13 protein-coding genes and 2 pseudogenes are annotated in these 16,170 nt (G+C 62.1%); 4 read left to right on the forward strand and 11 right to left on the reverse strand.

Annotated elements, in window-relative coordinates; all coding sequences use genetic code 11:
• The first annotated feature begins 44 nt into the window (after window positions 1-44).
• The gene (gene queC / locus AC1DLT_RS10525) at window positions 45-755 is read left to right on the forward strand and encodes a 7-cyano-7-deazaguanine synthase QueC (RefSeq protein ID WP_477486697.1); all 711 of its coding nucleotides are present in this window, start codon (window positions 45-47) and stop codon (window positions 753-755) included.
• 6 nt (window positions 756-761) lie between these two features.
• On the opposite strand, the gene hemH is transcribed toward queC, so the two are convergent.
• The 8 genes from hemH to AC1DLT_RS10565 all read right to left on the reverse strand — a co-directional run bounded on the left by hemH (window position 762) and on the right by AC1DLT_RS10565 (window position 10,613).
• Entirely contained in the window at window positions 762-1,796 is a 1,035-nt protein-coding gene (gene hemH / locus AC1DLT_RS10530) for a ferrochelatase (RefSeq protein ID WP_477486698.1), read from the reverse strand.
• Between the two features lie 174 nt (window positions 1,797-1,970).
• Window positions 1,971-3,989, reverse strand: a complete 2,019-nt coding sequence (locus AC1DLT_RS10535) for a 5'-nucleotidase C-terminal domain-containing protein (protein ID WP_477486699.1) — start codon at window positions 3,987-3,989, stop codon at window positions 1,971-1,973.
• Window positions 3,990-4,202: 213 nt separating this feature from the next.
• Window positions 4,203-4,562 carry an outer membrane lipoprotein Omp10 gene (gene omp10 / locus AC1DLT_RS10540; RefSeq protein WP_037077168.1) on the reverse strand — a complete coding sequence of 120 codons (360 nt, stop codon included), beginning with the start codon at window positions 4,560-4,562 and terminating at the stop codon, window positions 4,203-4,205.
• Between the two features lie 217 nt (window positions 4,563-4,779).
• Complete coding sequence (locus AC1DLT_RS10545) at window positions 4,780-6,231, reverse strand: homospermidine synthase (protein ID WP_477486700.1); 1,452 nt, start codon at window positions 6,229-6,231, stop codon at window positions 4,780-4,782.
• Between the two features lie 242 nt (window positions 6,232-6,473).
• Window positions 6,474-6,851 (reverse strand): nuclear transport factor 2 family protein, encoded by a 378-nt coding sequence (locus AC1DLT_RS10550; RefSeq protein WP_477486701.1) that lies wholly within the window; start codon window positions 6,849-6,851, stop codon window positions 6,474-6,476.
• Window positions 6,851-7,555 (reverse strand): aminotransferase class IV family protein, encoded by a 705-nt coding sequence (locus AC1DLT_RS10555; RefSeq protein WP_477486702.1) that lies wholly within the window; start codon window positions 7,553-7,555, stop codon window positions 6,851-6,853. The genes AC1DLT_RS10550 and AC1DLT_RS10555 overlap by 1 nt, the downstream gene beginning before the upstream one ends.
• Complete coding sequence (locus tag AC1DLT_RS10560; RefSeq protein WP_477486703.1) at window positions 7,540-8,715, reverse strand: aminodeoxychorismate synthase component I; 1,176 nt, start codon at window positions 8,713-8,715, stop codon at window positions 7,540-7,542. Before AC1DLT_RS10560 ends, AC1DLT_RS10555 begins: the two co-directional genes overlap by 16 nt.
• A gap of 41 nt (window positions 8,716-8,756) precedes the next feature.
• Window positions 8,757-10,613, reverse strand: coding sequence for a M3 family oligoendopeptidase (locus AC1DLT_RS10565; protein ID WP_477486704.1), 1,857 nt, complete (start codon window positions 10,611-10,613; stop codon window positions 8,757-8,759).
• Window positions 10,614-10,764: 151 nt separating this feature from the next.
• Between AC1DLT_RS10565 and AC1DLT_RS10570 the strand changes: the two are divergent.
• The 3 genes and pseudogenes from AC1DLT_RS10570 to AC1DLT_RS10580 all read left to right on the forward strand — a co-directional run.
• Window positions 10,765-11,953, forward strand: a pseudogene (locus AC1DLT_RS10570) (sigma-54-dependent transcriptional regulator); the annotation flags it as partial.
• A gap of 197 nt (window positions 11,954-12,150) precedes the next feature.
• A pseudogene (locus AC1DLT_RS10575) lies at window positions 12,151-12,327 on the forward strand (helix-turn-helix domain-containing protein); the annotation flags it as partial.
• 188 nt (window positions 12,328-12,515) lie between these two features.
• A complete protein-coding gene (locus tag AC1DLT_RS10580; RefSeq protein WP_477486705.1) occupies window positions 12,516-14,432 on the forward strand; it encodes a peptidoglycan L,D-endopeptidase MepK in 1,917 nt (638 codons plus the stop codon).
• Between the two features lie 88 nt (window positions 14,433-14,520).
• Here AC1DLT_RS10580 and AC1DLT_RS10585 read toward each other — a convergent pair whose 3' ends face one another.
• The 3 genes from AC1DLT_RS10585 to AC1DLT_RS10595 all read right to left on the reverse strand — a co-directional run bounded on the left by AC1DLT_RS10585 (window position 14,521) and on the right by AC1DLT_RS10595 (window position 16,019).
• Window positions 14,521-14,793 (reverse strand): DUF2312 domain-containing protein, encoded by a 273-nt coding sequence (locus tag AC1DLT_RS10585; protein ID WP_007752220.1) that lies wholly within the window; start codon window positions 14,791-14,793, stop codon window positions 14,521-14,523.
• An 86-nt stretch (window positions 14,794-14,879) separates the two neighbouring features.
• Window positions 14,880-15,203 (reverse strand): DUF1244 domain-containing protein, encoded by a 324-nt coding sequence (locus tag AC1DLT_RS10590; protein WP_477486706.1) that lies wholly within the window; start codon window positions 15,201-15,203, stop codon window positions 14,880-14,882.
• Between the two features lie 24 nt (window positions 15,204-15,227).
• The gene (locus AC1DLT_RS10595; protein WP_477486707.1) at window positions 15,228-16,019 is read right to left on the reverse strand and encodes an N-formylglutamate amidohydrolase; all 792 of its coding nucleotides are present in this window, start codon (window positions 16,017-16,019) and stop codon (window positions 15,228-15,230) included.
• Window positions 16,020-16,170 lie beyond the last annotated feature (151 nt).

Genomic DNA, 16,170 nt, shown 5'->3' on the forward strand with positions numbered 1-16,170 from the left:
ACACCCGGTCGCAGCCTACCCGGTCAAAACAAGGATGAATGACCATGAAAACCATCGTCGTCTGCTCCGGCGGACTGGATTCCGTTTCGCTCGCCCACAGGATTGCCGCAGAGCAGGAGCTGTTGGGGCTGATTTCCTTCGACTATGGCCAGCGGCACCGCAAGGAACTCGATTTTGCAGCCGCCTGCGCCGCGCGGCTCGGCGTCTTCCACGAGATCATCGACATGCGTGGGATCGGCAGCCGGCTGACCGGCTCCGCCTTGACCGACGATCTCGATGTGCCGGACGGACATTATGCCGAGGAGACGATGCGGGTGACCGTGGTGCCGAACCGCAATGCGATCATGCTGTCGGTCGCCTTCGGAGTGGCTGCGGCGCGAAACGCCGATGCGGTGGCGATCGCCGTGCATGGCGGCGACCATTTTATCTATCCCGACTGCCGGCCAGGTTTCATCGATGCGTTCCAGGCGATGCAGGATCATGCCCTGGACGGTTACGCGTCGGTCCGGCTGCTTGCGCCTTACGTCAACGGATCGAAGGCGGATATCGTCACCGATGGCGCCCGGCACGGAACGCCGTTTGCCGAAACCTGGTCCTGCTACAAGGGCGGTACCCTGCATTGCGGCCGCTGCGGCACCTGCGTCGAACGGCGCGAAGCTTTTAACATCGCCGGCATCGAAGACCCGACGGAGTATGAAGATCCTGATTTCTGGAGGACTGCAACGGAAGGATTCACGGCGACCGAAGTGCGGTAAGCCGGCCTACACCCAGCCCTGAAGTTCGCGGCGGACGACCTTTTCCAGCACCGTCATGCCGCCGGGGCTGTCGTTCAGACAGGGGACATGGGCGAACTTTTCGCCGCCATTGTGGCGGAAGATCTCGCCCGCTTCTTCGGCGATTTCCTCAAGCGTTTCCAGACAGTCGGAGACGAAACCGGGATTCATAATAGCGATGCGCCTGATGCCGTCCTGAGCGAGCTTTTCGACCGTCTTGTCGGTATAGGGCTGCAGCCATTCCTCCGGCCCGAAACGGGACTGGAAGGTGATCATGAAGTTCCTGTCCGTGAAGCCGAGGGCCTCCTTCAGGAGCCGGGCGGTCTTCTGGCAATGACAGTAATAGGGGTCGCCTGCCTTGAAATAAGATTGCGGGATACCGTGGAAGGACGCAATCAGCATTTCCGGCTCCCAGTCGAGCGCCGCGTATTTCGCCCTGACGGAATCCGCCAGCGCCTCGATATAGGCCGGTTCGTCGTGATAGGGCGGCACGGTGCGCAAGGCCGGCTGCCAGCGCAGCTTCATCAGGTGCTCGAAGGCCTTGTCGTTGACGGTTGCGGTGGTCGAGGCGGCATATTGCGGATAGAGCGGGAAGAGGACGATCTTCTCGCAGCCCTTTTCCTTCAGCGCGTCGATGCGTTCGGCGATCGACGGTTTTCCATAACGCATCGCCCAGTCGACGACGACATTCGGCAGATCCTTCAGCCGTTCGGCCATCAGTTCGCCCTGGCTGCGGGTATAGGTGCGCAGGTAGCTCTCGTTAAAATCCTTGTTCCAGATCGCCTCATAGGCCTTGCCGACCTTCTGCGGCCGCTTGTTGAGCACGATGCCGTAGAGGATCGGGTACCAGTAGAACCGCGACCACTCGATCACCCGCTTGTCGGACAGAAACTCGGCGAGATAGCGCCGCATCGACCAATAGTCCGTGCCGTCCGGGGTGCCGAGATTGATGAGCAATACGCCGACTTTGCCGAAACTCACCTTCGGATGATCGGAGGGCATATGGGCGGAATGGGAGGTCATGCGGATACTTTCGATCAAGTCTTGCACGGGCGGCGACGCACTCGTTTGTTTCGCAAATTACTTAGAAACAAAAATCGGCCCGGGAAAGCCCGGGCCGATCATGGGATCGGGACAAATCGTCCCAATGTGTTGCCAGAAGTCGCCGGCCCGAACCTTGATCCGGGTCAAGCGATGTCACTTCGCCGGCAGTTCCAGCTCGGCACCGACCTGGATGACGTTTGGATGGCGCAGCGAGTTGAGCTTGGCGATCTCGGTCCACTTCTCACCATTGCCATAGGTGGCTTCGGCGATCTTCCAGAGCGAGTCACCCTTGGCGACGGTGTATTTGGTGGGGCCGGCCGGCTTCGGTGCGGCGGGAGCCGCTGCCGGAGCAGGTTTCGCCGGAGCTGCAGCCATGGTGTTCGGTGCAGGAGCTGCAGGTGCTGCTGGAGCAGGGTTCGCCGGTGCGGCCGGAGCGGCTGCAGTGGGGGCCGGAGCAGGGGCGGCAGGAGCCGGGGTAGCGGGAGCGGCAGCCGTCGGAGCCGGAGCAGCTGCCGGCGGGGCGGCAGGCGCGGGCTTGGCCGGCGGGGTGTAGCTGGCCGGGGTCAAGTCGGTGACGCGGCCGTCCGTGTAGGGCTTGTAGGGATTGTGGGCGGCAACAAATTCCGCCGTCACGTCGGCGAGGTCCGGACCGTAGTCATAGGCGTTCTTGCCGCCGGTCTTGAAGATGGCGTAGCCATCGCCGCCTGCGCGCATGAAATTGTTGGTGGCAACGCCGTAGGTCTTGGCCGGGTCGATTGGTACGAACTTGTCGCCTTCCTTGACCTGCACGTCGCTGACCTTGGCTCCGGCCGGCTTCGACTTGTCGAAGGAATATTTGAGACCCGCGACCTGCGGGAAGCGGCCTGCGCCGTCATCGATCTGGCTGACGCCGTTTTCGAGTGCCTTGACGACATCGGCACCGGTGAGCTGGAAGGTCGCGAGCGTGTTCTGGAAGGGCAGGACGCTGACGACCTCACCCTGGGTGACTTCGCCGGCATCGATCGAAGCGCGCAAGCCGCCGCCGTTCTGGATGGCGATGGTGATGCCCTGGCCCTTGGTGCGGTCAAGTATGGCGTCGGCGACGAGGTTGCCCATCGAGCATTCCTTGGCGCGGCAAACGCGGCGGTCGCCATCAATGACCGCGTCGGACGCGCCGACGACCTTCTTCTTCATGTCCTCGATCGGCTTCTTCAGCTCGGCAACGCGAGCCAGGAAGGCCGGATCGGGCGTGATCGACTTATCCATGAGGATCGGCTCGCCCTCGGCGCTTTTTACGACACCGCTGTCGTCGAAGACGATTTTGATGTCGCCGAGATATTTCGAATACTGGAAAGCCTGGACCACCGGGACCTTGTAGCCGCCCGGATTGTCCGACCAGGTCGGGTAGGGGCCTTCGGCGCCCTTGGCCACGTTCGAGAGCAGTGTGTGGGTGTGGCCGCCGACGACGACGTCGACATCCGGGATCTTGGCGATGATGGCGAGGTCGCGCGGGTAACCGACATGGGTCAACGCGATGATCTTGTCGACGCCTTGAGCCTTCAGGCCCTGAACGGCTTCGGTGATCTTGGCGACGTCGTCGGCAATGGTGATGTTCGGGCCGGGATTGGCGATTTCGGCGGTGTCGTTGGTGACGGCGCCGACGATGCCGATCTTCTGGCTGCCAACGGTCAGCACCAGCGACGGCTTGATGCGGTTGCCGATCTTGGCGGCGGCGCTCGGAACGACGTTGGCGGTGACGACCGGAAACTGGATCTTGTCGAGGAAGGTGGCAAGCACGTCGTCGCTGTCGTCGAATTCATGGTTGCCGACGGTCATCGCGTCGAACTTCATGGCGTTCAGCGCTTCGGCTTCGGCCGCACCCTTATAGGTCGTGTAGAAGAGCGAACCCTGGAAGTTGTCGCCGGCGTTGAGGAGGATGACGTTCTTGTTCTGAGCCTTCAGCGCGTCGCGCGTCTGGTTGATCGCGGTCAGCAGCCGGGCCGCGCCGCCGAAGCAGACGCCCTTGCCTTCATCCTCGGCCGAGCAGGTGGAATCCGTCGCATTGATGGATTCAAGACGCGAATGGAAGTCGTTGATGTGCAGGATATTGAGTTCGAAATCGGCAAATGCCGCGCCGCTCGAAAGAGCCATGACCGACGCAGTCAGCAGCCCGAACCCCAATGTCTTCTTCATCTGATCTCTCCTCTTTCTTAATTCGGCCGGCTGCGCCGCCCTTTTTATCTGTTCTAGTTTTTCAATGTGACAACCATTCCGGCGGGCATGTTTTCATCAACCGATGGTGGGTTCAAGGGAAATGTGACAGTAGGGTATTCTGAAATGAGCGCGCGCAAAACGCGAAAACCCCGCCGGAGCGGGGTTGCGATGTGCGGTCGAGGATGCGTCGCCTCAGCTGCGGCGGGCGAGCGAGAACTGGGCGCCGCTATCCTGCGTGCAGTTGAGCTGGTTGATGCTGACCAGCGAGCAGTTGACGCGCGACTGGGTCTTGCGCACCAGCGAGGTCATGTTGATCTCGACCAGCGTCGGCGAGAGGCTGGTATAGGTGCCCGAGGCGAGCAGCGTGTTGCTGTCGCTGGAGCGGGTGTTGAACGTGCCTGCCTGGAACGAGGAAACGATGCCGTTCGGATCGACCCAGCTGCCTTCGACCCCCTGCGGCTGCACGGCCGCCATCTGTTGCGGCGGAGGGGACGAAACGCAGGCGGTCAAGCTGGCTGCGGCGATGAGCGCAAAGCTCACTTTAAATTTCATGATCAGTCTCCCGCGATTCGGTCCGGCTTCGGTTGGCAAACCTTGCCGCCATCGCCCTATGTAACGCAAGATGTGGCCTTGAAAAGGCAAGAGCTTTCAACATGCAAAAAACCGCCTGCGGTGAGGCAGGCGGTTTCCATTGTGTTTTATCGGATCAACGAACCCGTTCGCGAAGTCAGCGAACCCATTCGCGAGACTAGCGAACCCATTCGCGAGATTAGCGAACCAGGATGTTCTTGAACTGCCACGGATCCTTGGTGTCGATCTCTTCCGGGAAGAGGCCCGGGCGGCCGTCGAGCGGGGTCCAGTCGGTATAGTGGCCTTCGACCGGGCCGAGATAGGGCAATTGCACTTCGAGGCAGCGCTTGTAGTCGATCTCGTCGGCCTCGACGATGCCGGCGGTCGGGTTTTCGAGCGCCCAGACCATGCCGGAGAGAACGGCGGAGGTTACCTGCAGGCCGGTGGCATTCTGGTAGGGCGCGATGCGGCGGGTTTCCTCGAGCGACAGGCGCGAACCGAACCAATAGGCGTTCTTCTCGTGGCCGTAGAGCAGCACGCCGAGTTCGTCGATGCCGTCCTCAAGCTCGTCCTCGTCGAGAACGTGGTGGACAGGCTGCGGGGTGCCGCCATTGCCGAACATCTCATGCAGCGACAGAACCGCGTCATTGGCCGGATGGTAGGCATAGTGACAGGTCGGACGGAAGGTCACTTCGCCGTCCTTGTCGCGCACCGTGAAATAGTCGGCGATCGAGATCGACTCGTTGTGGGTGACGAGGAAGCCATACTGCGGTCCGGGCGTCGGGCACCAGGAACGGACGCGGGTGTTGGCGCCCGGCTGTTCGAGATAGATGGCGGCCTTGTTGCCCTTCTTGTGCTTCTTGCCGTTCTTCGGCATCCACTCCTCATGCGTGCCCCAGCCGAGTTCGGCCGGCTGCATGCCTTCGGAGATGAAGCCTTCTACCGACCAGGTGTTCCAGAACACGTTGAGCGGCTTCGGGTGCTTGGTGCGCTGGGTGTCGCGTTCGGCGATGTGGACGCCCTTGACGCCAAGCTTCTTCATCAGCTTTGCCCAGCCTTCGCGGTCGTGCTGATCCGGCTCGTCGAACTTCAGGCCGGTGTCGTTGGCGAGGTTGACCAGCGCCTGCTTGACGAACCAGGAGACCATGCCCGGGTTGGCGCCGCAGGTGGAAACGGCGGTCGCGCCGCCGGGGTTCTTCTTCTTTTCATGCCGAACGGTTTCGCGCAGCGCATAGTTGGTGCGCTCGGCATTCTTCATGTTCTTGTCGAAATAGAAGCCGAGCCAGGGCTCGACGACCGTGTCGATGTAGAGGACGTCGAGCTTGCGGCAGAGTTTCATCAGGTCGAGCGAACCGGTGTCGACCGAGAGGTTGACGCAGAAGCCCTGGCCTTCGCCAGCTGTCAGAAGCGGCTTCAGCAGGTCCTTGTAGTTGTCCTTGGTCACATATTCCTTGATGTGACGGACGCCGTGCTTCTTCAGGATCTCCATGTCGGAGGGTTCGTCGCGCGGGTCGATGACGACCATCCGGCTCTTGTCGAACTTGAAATGGCGTTCGATCAGCGGCAGCGTGCCACGGCCGATCGAGCCGAAACCGATCATCACGATCGGACCGGTGATTTCGCCATAAACCGGATAGGTAGTCTCTGACATGTCTTTCTCCTTGATCGCGGCCTTCTCGGGCCGCTGCCCCGCTTATTCGGCAGTGGAATGGAAATTTAAAGGCTGCACTCGGGCAATTCGCGGCGCTCTAGATCATAAAACTCCGTCACAATAAAGAGCCTGTCGATTTTCGGCAGATGAATCGAGGAGGTTATTCGATTGCGGCGGGGGGCTGCGGATTTCAGTAGAGCTGCCGGGCTCGGCGCGAGCCTTGTATTCGGTCTGGGCCAAGGTCAGGGCTTTGATGCCGTGCCCTGGTGAAAGACCATGCGCCATTTGCCGTCGGGATCGAGGCGCCAGATGGAGCTGCGGTTGGTAAAGAGCCTGCTGCCGTCGTCCTTGACGCGGGTGCCGCGATAGGTCGCGAGCGCGATCGTGTCGCTCAGCATCGTGGCGCTGAAATCCGAGATCGAACTGTTGTCCGGGCCGGTCTCGGCGGTGAGGTGGGTGACGATATCGTCGAACGTGTAGGCGAGGCCGGAGCGGCCGAATTCCCGGAATTCCGGCGCCAGCAGTTCGCGCAGTTTTTCCTCGGAATTGCGAACCTCTCGAGTCTGCAGCGCGGTTTCAAGCGCAAGCAGATGATCCGCGAGGGGGTTGGGGGTGGCCATTACCGGCCTGCCCGGGCCATTTTCGCGGCGCGCGCGGCAGGGCGAGGGGCTTCCGACGGCTTTTCCGATCTCTCCGCCTGGGCGACAAGTTCGGCAGCGATCAGGCCGCGCAGAGAATTGCCGACGAAGAAGCGGCGGTTTTCGAGATCGGCGAGGCGCAGGACCTGGCTTTTCGCTCTTCCTTCGCGGATCAGGTCGGCGCGCAGGATGCCCGGCAGGAGGCCGCTCGACAGTGCGGGGGTCAGCAGCGAGCCGTCCGACTGTTCGACGAAGACGTTGGTGATCGTGCCTTCGCAGACCTCGCCGCGCTCGTTGAGGAGCAGAACCTCGTCCGCCTCTTCCGGTGTAAATTCGGCGCGGGCGGCCTCGTAGAGTTCCCGCCGGGAGGTCTTGTGGCGATAGGTCGGATCATCCGAGGGAAGCGTCGTCCTGGCGACCCGGATCCGCCAGAGCGTATCGGCGGGCAGGGGCGTGAACGGCGTGGTGGTGATTTCGATCTTGCCGCGATAGGTCATGACCAGCCGGACGCGGAGCGGCGTCTCGCTGGCGGCTGTGGCCGCTTGAAGCTGTTTCAGCGTATCCGCCGGCGGCTGGCGGAAGCCCAACGCATCAGCCGAGCGGCTGAGCCGGCGCAGATGCTGCTCCACCCGGAGCAAGCCGTTGCCCGGTTCCCAGCGCATTGTTTCGATCAGCGAGAAATCCATTGGTCGCCCACCGCAAAGCGTGCCTTCAGAAGGCACTCGTCATATTCGGCTTCCGCCTTCGAGTCGAAAACGATGCCGCCGCCGACATTGAAGACGGCTTTTTCGTCGTTGAAAAGCGTGATCGTGCGGATGGCCACCGAAAATCGCATCGGGCCGGACGGATCGCACCAGCCGATGGCGCCGCAATAGACGTCACGCGGTTCCCTTTCGAGATCGGCGAGGATGCGCATGGCCCACATTTTCGGCGCTCCGGTGATCGAACCGCAGGGGAAGAGAGCGGCAAGGATCTCGGGGAAACCGATCTCGGGCAGCAGCTTTGCCCGCACGTGGCTCACCATCTGATGGACGGTCGGATAGGTTTCGATGTCAAACAACCTCGGAACCGACAGCGTGCCGACCTCGCTGATTATCGAAATATCATTGCGCAGCAGATCGACGATCATCCGGTTCTCGGCCAGCGTCTTCTCGTCGGCGAGCATGTCCGCGATGATCGATTCGTCTTCCTCTGCGGTCGCGCCACGCGGGGCGGTGCCCTTCATCGGATGGGTTTCGATGAAACGATCCGCATCGACCGAAAAGAACAGTTCGGGCGAACGCGACAGGATGACGGGGCCGCCGAGGTCGACGAATGCGCCGTAGCGCACCGGCTGGCGGGCGACGAGGGACCAGAAAGCGGCAAGCGGATCGCCGTGCCAGCGTGCCGCGACCGGCATGGTCAGGTTCGCCTGGTAACAGTCGCCGTTGCGCAGGTGCTGGTGAAGCCGGTCGAACCGTTCCTGATAGGTCGCAAAATCCCAGCCGGCATGCGGTTCGCTGAGGAAGGAGCCCTGCGAAGAACCATCGTCCACGATCGTGCCGGGCGGTCCGGCGAGCGGATGTTCGTTACCCGAGGGTTTGTCGAATATGCCCATGGCGATCAGCGGCGTCGGCCGGTTGTCGACGATCAGCGGCCGGAGCTTGTCCTCGAAGACGTAGCCTGTCTCATAGGAAATATAACCCGCCAGCCACTGACCGGCGAGGCGCGCCTCTTCCAGGCGCCGAAGTGCGGGCAGCACCTCGGCGGCGGTCCGGGCGATGACGATTTCCTTCGGCCGGTCGAAGACGAGGCTCCGGCCGGCGGGGTCGTCGCGAAAGAGCGCGAAGGGCGCTTTCTCATTCATGGCAGTGTATTATGGGCATGGGCGTGCATTAAGGGAATGCCTCAAGCCTTGTCCAGAGCCTCCAGCTCGTCGATCAGGCCTTCGATCATCGACAAGCCCCTGGACCAGAAGGATGGATCGGTGGCGTCGAGGCCGAATGGCTTCAGCAGTTCCGAGTGATGCTTGGTGCCGCCGGCCTTCAGAAGCTCGAAATATTTCTGCTGGAAGCCCGGAGCGGCTTGATTGTAGACTGCATAAAGCGAGTTCACCAGGCAATCGCCGAAGGCATAGGCATAAACATAGAAGGGCGAGTGGATGAAGTGGGGGATATAGGTCCACCAGCTTTCATAACCCTCCGAGATCCTGATCGCCGGTCCCAGGCTCTCGCCCTGGACGGAAAGCCACAGTTCGCCGATCTGCTCGGCGGTCAGCTCGCCTTCCTTGCGGGCGGTGTGGACCTTGCGCTCGAACTGGTAAAAGGCGATCTGGCGCACGACCGTGTTGATCATGTCCTCGACCTTCTGGGCGAGCATGGCCTTGCGCTCGCGTTTGTCCGTGGTCTTTTCGAGGAGCGCGCGGAAGGTCAGCATTTCGCCGAAGACGGAAGCGGTTTCGGCAAGCGTCAGCGGCGTCTGGCACATCAGGGCACCCTGATCGCCGGCGAGAACCTGGTGCACGCCGTGGCCGAGCTCGTGGGCCAAGGTCATCACGTCACGCGGCTTGCCCATGTAGTTGACGAGCACGTAAGGGTGGGCAGACGGCACGGTCGGGTGCGCGAAGGCGCCCGGCGCCTTGCCGGGACGAACCGGTGCGTCGATCCATTCCTCCTCGAAGAAGCGGCCGGCGATCTCTGCCATTTCGGGTGCGAAGCCGCGATAGGCGTCGAGCACGGTATCCTTCGCCTCCGTCCAGGAAATCAGCGCGTTCGGGGTTTCCGGCAGCGGTGCGTTGCGGTCCCAGAAATTCAGTTGGTCGACGCCGAGCCACTTCGCCTTCATCGCGTAGTAGCGATGCGAGAGGCGCGGATAGGCCTGCTTCACGGCTTCAGCCAGCGCATCGACGACTTCGCGTTCGACACGGTTGGCGAGATGACGACTGTCGGCGATGTCCTCGAAGCCGCGCCAGCGGTCGGAGATTTCCTTGTCCTTGGCGAGCGTATTGGTGATCAGCGTGAAGACGCGCAGGTTGTCGCCGAACGTTTTCGACAGGGCTGCGGCTGCCTTGGCGCGGGTCTCCGGTTGAGGCTCCTGCAGCATGTTGAGGGCGACTTCGAGCGGCAACTGTTCGTCGTCGACCGCGAAGCGAAGCTCGGCCATGGTCTCGTCGAAGAGACGGTTGAAGGCGGCGGCAGAGGTCATCGACTTTTCGAGGAAGAGCTGTTCCAGCTTGTCTTCGAGCTGGAAGGGCTTGTCCTTCCTGAGGTCGACCAGCCACGGGCGGTAGTGGCCGGCGGCCGGGTCGCGGTCCATGCAGGCGTCCATCACCGCGTCGTCGATGCGGTTGAGTTCCAGCGCGAAGAACAGCAGGTGCGCGGAGAGGTCGGTCAGCTTCGCCTGCACGTCGCCGTAGAATTTGCCGTTGGCAGGGCTCGACGTGTCGGAAAAATAGGTGAGGCCTGCGAAGGAGCCGATCTTGCCGAGCAGATCGTCGAGCGCCTCATATTCCTTGAGCGCCTCGCCGATGCCGCCGGCGCCGGTCTTGGTCGCCGCTTCGGTAAGCTTGCCCTTCCACTTTTCCTCGAAGGCGATCGACAGTTTCTGGGCTTTCTCCATGTCGGAGGTAAAAGCCGGGGCATCCTTGGCGGCATAGAGATCCGAAAGCTTCCAGATCGGCAGGAGGCCGAGCGCCGGGTCGGAGGCGGCAGCGCCTGCGGCGGTTGCGGCCAGAATTTCGGGGAGGGCGGGGGCGGACATTCTCATCGCTTTTTTCCTTCTCAACCTGTTGCGTCTGTTTTCCTTGCCGGCCGTTAAAATGCAAGCTTTTCTCAAAAGGGGATGTTCAAGGCTTTCTGACACAACCAGCGGCATAACAGCCTAAAAGGGCCATGATGACCATTGCTGGGAGCCGAGCATGATTGCGCAAATCCTCGTTGTCGATGACGATCCTATTCAGCGTCGCCTGTTGAAAAATGCGGTGGAACGTTACGGCCATGTCGCCCATCTCGCCGAAAACGGCTTGGTGGCGCTGGAGTTCCTGAAGCGCACCGCGACCGACATCAATGTCATCGTGCTCGACCTGATGATGCCGGAAATGGATGGTCTCACCTTCCTCGCGGCGATCCGTGAACTCGGCGTCGAAACGCCCGTCATCGTCCAGACGGGACAGGGCAGCATCGAATACGTGGTGCAGGCCATGCGCGCCGGTGCCTTCGATTTCGTCGTCAAGCCGGTATCGCCGGAACGGATCGGCGCCTCGATCTCCAATGCGCTGAAGCTCGACCAGAAGGAATCGAAGGCCCGCGTCGGCCGCCGCCATCGCGCCGGCGCCGTCGGTTTCGGCGATATCATCTCGGCAAGCCCCGACATGCTGCGGGTCATCGACCTCGCCCAGCGCGCCGCCCATTCCAACATCCCGGTGGTGCTGGAAGGTGAATCCGGCGTCGGCAAGGAAATGATCGCACGGGCTATCCAGTCGAACAGCGACCGGGCCGGCAAGCCGTTCATCACCGTCAACTGCGGCGCCATTCCGCACAATCTCGTGGAAAGCATTCTGTTCGGCCACGAGAAGGGCGCTTTCACCGGCGCTTCTGAAAAACATACCGGCAAATTCGTCGAAGCCGATGGCGGCACGCTTTTCCTCGACGAGATCGGCGATTTGCCGCTCGACGTGCAGGTGAAGCTGTTGCGCGCCGTGCAGCAGGGCGAAGTCGAGACCGTCGGTGCCTCGAAGGTCCAGAAGGTCAACGTCCGGCTCATCTCGGCCACCAACAAGGACCTGATCGAGGAGGTCCGGGCCGGCCGCTTCCGCGAAGACCTCTACTACCGACTCAACGTCTTCCCGATCACCATTCCGGCGTTGCGGCGCCGCAAGGAAGACATTCCGCATCTCGCCCGCGTCTTTGCCGAGCGGTTCTCGACCGAGCAGAAGCTCAACAGGACGCTGTCGGTCGGCGCCGGCGCGTTGGCACTTCTGACGGCCTACGACTGGCCGGGCAATATCCGCCAGCTCGAAAACGCCGTGTTCCGGGCGGTGGTGCTTGCCGAGGGCGACGAACTTACCGAAGACGATTTTCCACAGATCGCCGCGCAGATCCCGGAATTCCGGCAGGCGGAACTGGCGGCGACCGCCGTCATGCCCACGCCGGGTGTTTTGTCCGACCACGCCATGCGCGAGGCGCTCGCCGATTCGCCGGTATTTGCCAATAACGATAAGGGGCGGGTCGGCAGGCCCGATGCGAAGGCGATGCTCGCCGCCGCTTATCCCCAGGAAAACGTCATCGTCAGTACCGACGACACGGGCGAAGTGAGGAAGCTTGCGGATGTCGAGGAGGAGCTGATCCGCTTCGCGCTGAAGTTCTATCGCGGCCAGATGAGCCAGGTTGCCCGCAAGCTCGGCATCGGACGCTCGACGCTTTATCGTAAACTCAAGGATTACGGCATCGATCCTGATGATCCCCTGAAGGAAGCCGCGTAATTACTAATGTATTAGCGAGTGTTAACCTTCGCGCAAGGATGTCCTGTCAACGTCTGTCAATCTCTGATTAGTCAATTGTTGACTATACGGGAGAAGCTTGTACATGTGTGGCACATTTGCCATCGTGTCACCGCAATTGACAGTCATTTGAGGCAACGTGGGACGTTGTCGACAGGACGGGGATCGTTTTGCCGGATCAGTATGCAAAAGAAACGCCTTCGGGTGAGAAGGGGCGCGGCTGCAAAGTCGGGCTTTTTGCCGGCCTCACCAAATGCGTTACGGCCGTCGCCCTGTTGGTGCTGATGGCTCTGCCCGTGCTTTCGGTCTCCGCAAGTGATGCCGCTGCACAGGAAAAAAGCCTCAAGCTCTATTTCGTCCATACCGGCGAAAAGGCCGTCATCACCTTCAAGCGCAATGGCAAGTTCGATCCCAAGGGCCTCGCCCAGATCAACCAGTTCCTGCGCGACTGGCGCCGCAACGAGCCGGCCAGGATGGACCCGCGGCTCTTCGATCTCGTCTGGGAAGTCTATCGCCGTTCCGGCGCTTCCGATTATATCCATGTGGTTTCGGCCTATCGTTCTCCCACCACCAACAACATGCTGCGCACCCGTTCGCGCTACACCGGTGTCGCCAAGAACAGCCAGCACATGCTCGGCAAGGCCATGGACTTCTACATTCCGGGCGTGAAGCTTTCGACGCTGCGCGGGCTCGCCATGCAGATGCAGGTCGGCGGCGTCGGCTATTATCCGACTTCGGGTTCGCCCTTCGTGCATCTCGATGTCGGCGGCGTGCGCGCCTGGCCTCGGATGACGCGCCAGGAACTGGTGCAGATATTCCCGAACGGCAATACGATCCATCTTCCCGCCGACGGCAAGCCGCTTCCCGGCTACGAAGCGGCGATGGCGGATTACAAGCGGCGCGTCGGTTCCGATTCGATCCAGATCGCCAGCACCGCCGGTGCCGGCATCCGCGGCGACGGCTCGGAACGGAAGCGGCAGCCGAACCTGCTGGCCTTCCTGTTCGGCGGCGGTGGTGCCGACGAGGAGGAGGACAACGCGGAAAACACGGCTCCGGCCGTGGCGAAGCGTGGGGCTCCGGCTGCCAAGCCCGCTGCAGACGACGACGAGGGCGAGGCGCCCGTCGCGGTTGCCTCGGCTTCGCCTTTGACAGGCCAGACGCAGGCTCAAGCCCAGGCTCCGGCACAGGCGCAGACGATTGCAGCGCCCGTACCGCTTTCGCGCCCCGCTTTCCGTTCGGATGCGGGCGGGCTTGCGACGGCGCTCTATTCTCCGGCGCGTAATCCGGCCCAGGAAGCGCTCGCCCTGCAGGCGTCGGCTCCCGCCCAGCCCGGCGGCGAAACCTTCGCCGATCTTTCCGCCTACACTATTCCGGTCCCGACGCTGCTCGGACCGCGTGGCTTCAAGGGTGACGCGGAAAGCGGCGTGATGACCGCATCCGTTGGCCCGATGCGCGCTCAAGAGGATGCCGCGTCCGTACCGCTTCCCGGCCAGCGTCCGAACATTGCCGCTGCGGCGCCCGCTGCCAAGGCGGAGGAACAGCAGGAGCTGACGCCGGCCCTCGTTGCGGCGCTTGCCCAGAGCGTCGAGCCGCGTCCGGCGGCAGTGCCGCCCGCGCCGGTTGCCTCGGCCCAGCCGGCTCCGACTCAACCAGCACCGACCCAGCCAGCACCGGCCCAGCCTGCTGCGGCAATGGCGGCGGCTCCGATGCCGGTCCAGAAGCCCGTCGAAACGGCGTCGGTTTCTCCGAAAGTGATCCATTCCAACAAGGGTGCGCAGTTCGGCGATGGTTTCGATACGCCGCGCAGCCCGGTCTCCGCTTCGACAAGCGCGCTTCCGATCCCTGCAAAGGGCGGCCGTACGTCCGCGCCGCAGGGTGCAAGCGGCGGCGCGCTGACCGGCGACGTGCTGGCGAAATGGGCTCTCAGCAACAATCGTGCCGGCGCCGCCGCCTCGATGAAGGCACCGCGCGTCGTCAGCCGTACCCTCAACAACGAATATTCGGCAGGTTATTCCGGCGGCGGCTTCAGGCCGGTTGCCGCCACGGTAGCGATCGACCCGAACCGTTTCAGCGGCCCGAACAACTGATCGCCGGACTGATCGAAGACCATAAAAAACCCGCCGAAATGGCGGGTTTTTTCATGCTTGGTGCCTGGCCTGCATGTCTTGCGAAAGATCAGGCGGCATCCTGGTCGGCGGGGGCTTCGATCATGCCGAGTGCCTGGAGATAGGTATCGAGGATCAGATCCTCTTCCATGCGCTCCTGATCGTCCTTCTTGCGAAGGGCGATGACCTTCTTCATGATCTTGGTGTCGTAGCCCATGCCCTTGGCTTCGCCGTAGACATCCTTGATGTCGTCGGCGATGGTCTTCTTTTCTTCTTCCAGTCGTTCGATACGCTCGATAAATGCGCGAAGCTGGTCGCGGGCGACGCCATGAGCATCAGACATCGGGGCCTCCTGATCGTGTAGATTTCAATGAATGGTCGTCAACTGCCGAAAAGCCGCCGCAAGGTCAAGCGCAATCGGCAAATCGATCAGCCATGGACGGGCTTGTTCACGTCGAATGCGGCTTTTTGTGCATCCGAGGCCTCCGCCTGGTGCAAATTTTTCCAATCCTCGTAGGGCATGCCATAGACAATCTCGCGGGAGGCGTCCTTGGAGAGGTCGATGCCGGCATCGTTGGCGGCATCGCGATACCAGTTCGACAGGCAGTTGCGGCAGAAGCCGGCGAGGTTCATCAGGTCGATGTTCTGCACGTCGGTGCGCTCGCGCAGGTGCTGGACGAGACGGCGGAAAGCGGCGGCCTCGAATTCGGTCTGCTGTTCTCTGGTCAATTCTATTGGCGTGAGTTCGCTCATGGCGCATCTCCGGGTGTCGTCGCGTCAGACCGGATAGGGGCCGGTGCGCGAGGGAAAGATCCTGTATTCATGCAATGTGGGGTCGGTGTTGAGCCTCTTGAAGACCGGCGCCAGCCTTTCCGCCCAGGCGGTGATGCCGGTCTCGTCGCCGATCAGGTCCTGGCGGACCTCGAGAAGCGCGTGTGGAATTCCCGACACCATGCAGTGCCGGTACATGGTGTCACCTTTAAGCGCACCGTCATAGGGTTCGTTGTCGCCGACGACGATGTCTCCGGGTTCGCCAAGCAGGTGCAGGAGAGGCTTCACGGCGCGATCGTCGCTGTCCCAGAGCACGGCCGCGTGCCAGGGGCGGGCGACGCCCTTCCAGAACGGGGTGAAGGAATGCAGCGACAGGACGAGCGGCGCGCGGCCGGAGGCGCCTGCCTTGGCGATGGTGCGCTCGACGGCCCGGTGATAGGGCCGGTGATAGGTATCGAGGCGGAAATCCCATTCTTCCTGCGTGATCGGATGATTACCGGGGATGATCGCCCCGTCAGAAATCTTCATGATCAGGGTCGGATCGTCCTCGCCGCGGTTCGGATCGATCAGCAGGCGGGAAAAACAGCCGAGCACGGCCGGCACGTTCAACATCGCCGCCAGCTGGCGGGTCAGCCCCTCGACACCGATGTCGAAGGCGATATGGCGGTGGAAGGCGCTCTCCGGAAGACCGAGGCTGCCATGGGAAGTGGGCAGGCGGTTCATCGCATGGTCGGCGAGCAGCACCATGCCGCTGTCATAATCGCCTTCTATGATCTCGAAAGGAATGAAGTCCTGCATCGCCGTCGAAAATGAAGTGGTTGCGAAAGGTGGGTCGAGAGACGGGTGTTGATGACATGGGGAAAGTCGCGACGCAAGCCGTGCTGGCATCGCGATCAGCATGGGTTGAGGCCGTGAGACGGACTAATCGATTAGAGTTACGTTGACTTTC

The organism is Neorhizobium sp. 05N33, from assembly GCF_056397445.1.

Excerpts from the sequence above, each read along its gene's own strand:
- AC1DLT_RS10550 (WP_477486701.1), bottom strand. The coding sequence starts at position 6,851 with ATGGCCACCCCCAACCCCCTCGCGGATCATCTGCTTGCGCTTGAAACC.
- hemH (WP_477486698.1), bottom strand. The coding sequence starts at position 1,796 with ATGACCTCCCATTCCGCCCATATGCCCTCCGATCATCCGAAGGTGAGT.
- queC (WP_477486697.1), top strand. The coding sequence starts at position 45 with ATGAAAACCATCGTCGTCTGCTCCGGCGGACTGGATTCCGTTTCGCTC.
- AC1DLT_RS10535 (WP_477486699.1), bottom strand. The coding sequence starts at position 3,989 with ATGAAGAAGACATTGGGGTTCGGGCTGCTGACTGCGTCGGTCATGGCT.
- AC1DLT_RS10565 (WP_477486704.1), bottom strand. The coding sequence starts at position 10,613 with ATGAGAATGTCCGCCCCCGCCCTCCCCGAAATTCTGGCCGCAACCGCC.
- AC1DLT_RS10555 (WP_477486702.1), bottom strand. The coding sequence starts at position 7,555 with ATGGATTTCTCGCTGATCGAAACAATGCGCTGGGAACCGGGCAACGGC.
- AC1DLT_RS10545 (WP_477486700.1), bottom strand. The coding sequence starts at position 6,231 with ATGTCAGAGACTACCTATCCGGTTTATGGCGAAATCACCGGTCCGATC.
- omp10 (WP_037077168.1), bottom strand. The coding sequence starts at position 4,562 with ATGAAATTTAAAGTGAGCTTTGCGCTCATCGCCGCAGCCAGCTTGACC.
- AC1DLT_RS10595 (WP_477486707.1), bottom strand. The coding sequence starts at position 16,019 with ATGCAGGACTTCATTCCTTTCGAGATCATAGAAGGCGATTATGACAGC.
- AC1DLT_RS10560 (WP_477486703.1), bottom strand. The coding sequence starts at position 8,715 with ATGAATGAGAAAGCGCCCTTCGCGCTCTTTCGCGACGACCCCGCCGGC.
- AC1DLT_RS10585 (WP_007752220.1), bottom strand. The coding sequence starts at position 14,793 with ATGTCTGATGCTCATGGCGTCGCCCGCGACCAGCTTCGCGCATTTATC.
- AC1DLT_RS10590 (WP_477486706.1), bottom strand. The coding sequence starts at position 15,203 with ATGAGCGAACTCACGCCAATAGAATTGACCAGAGAACAGCAGACCGAA.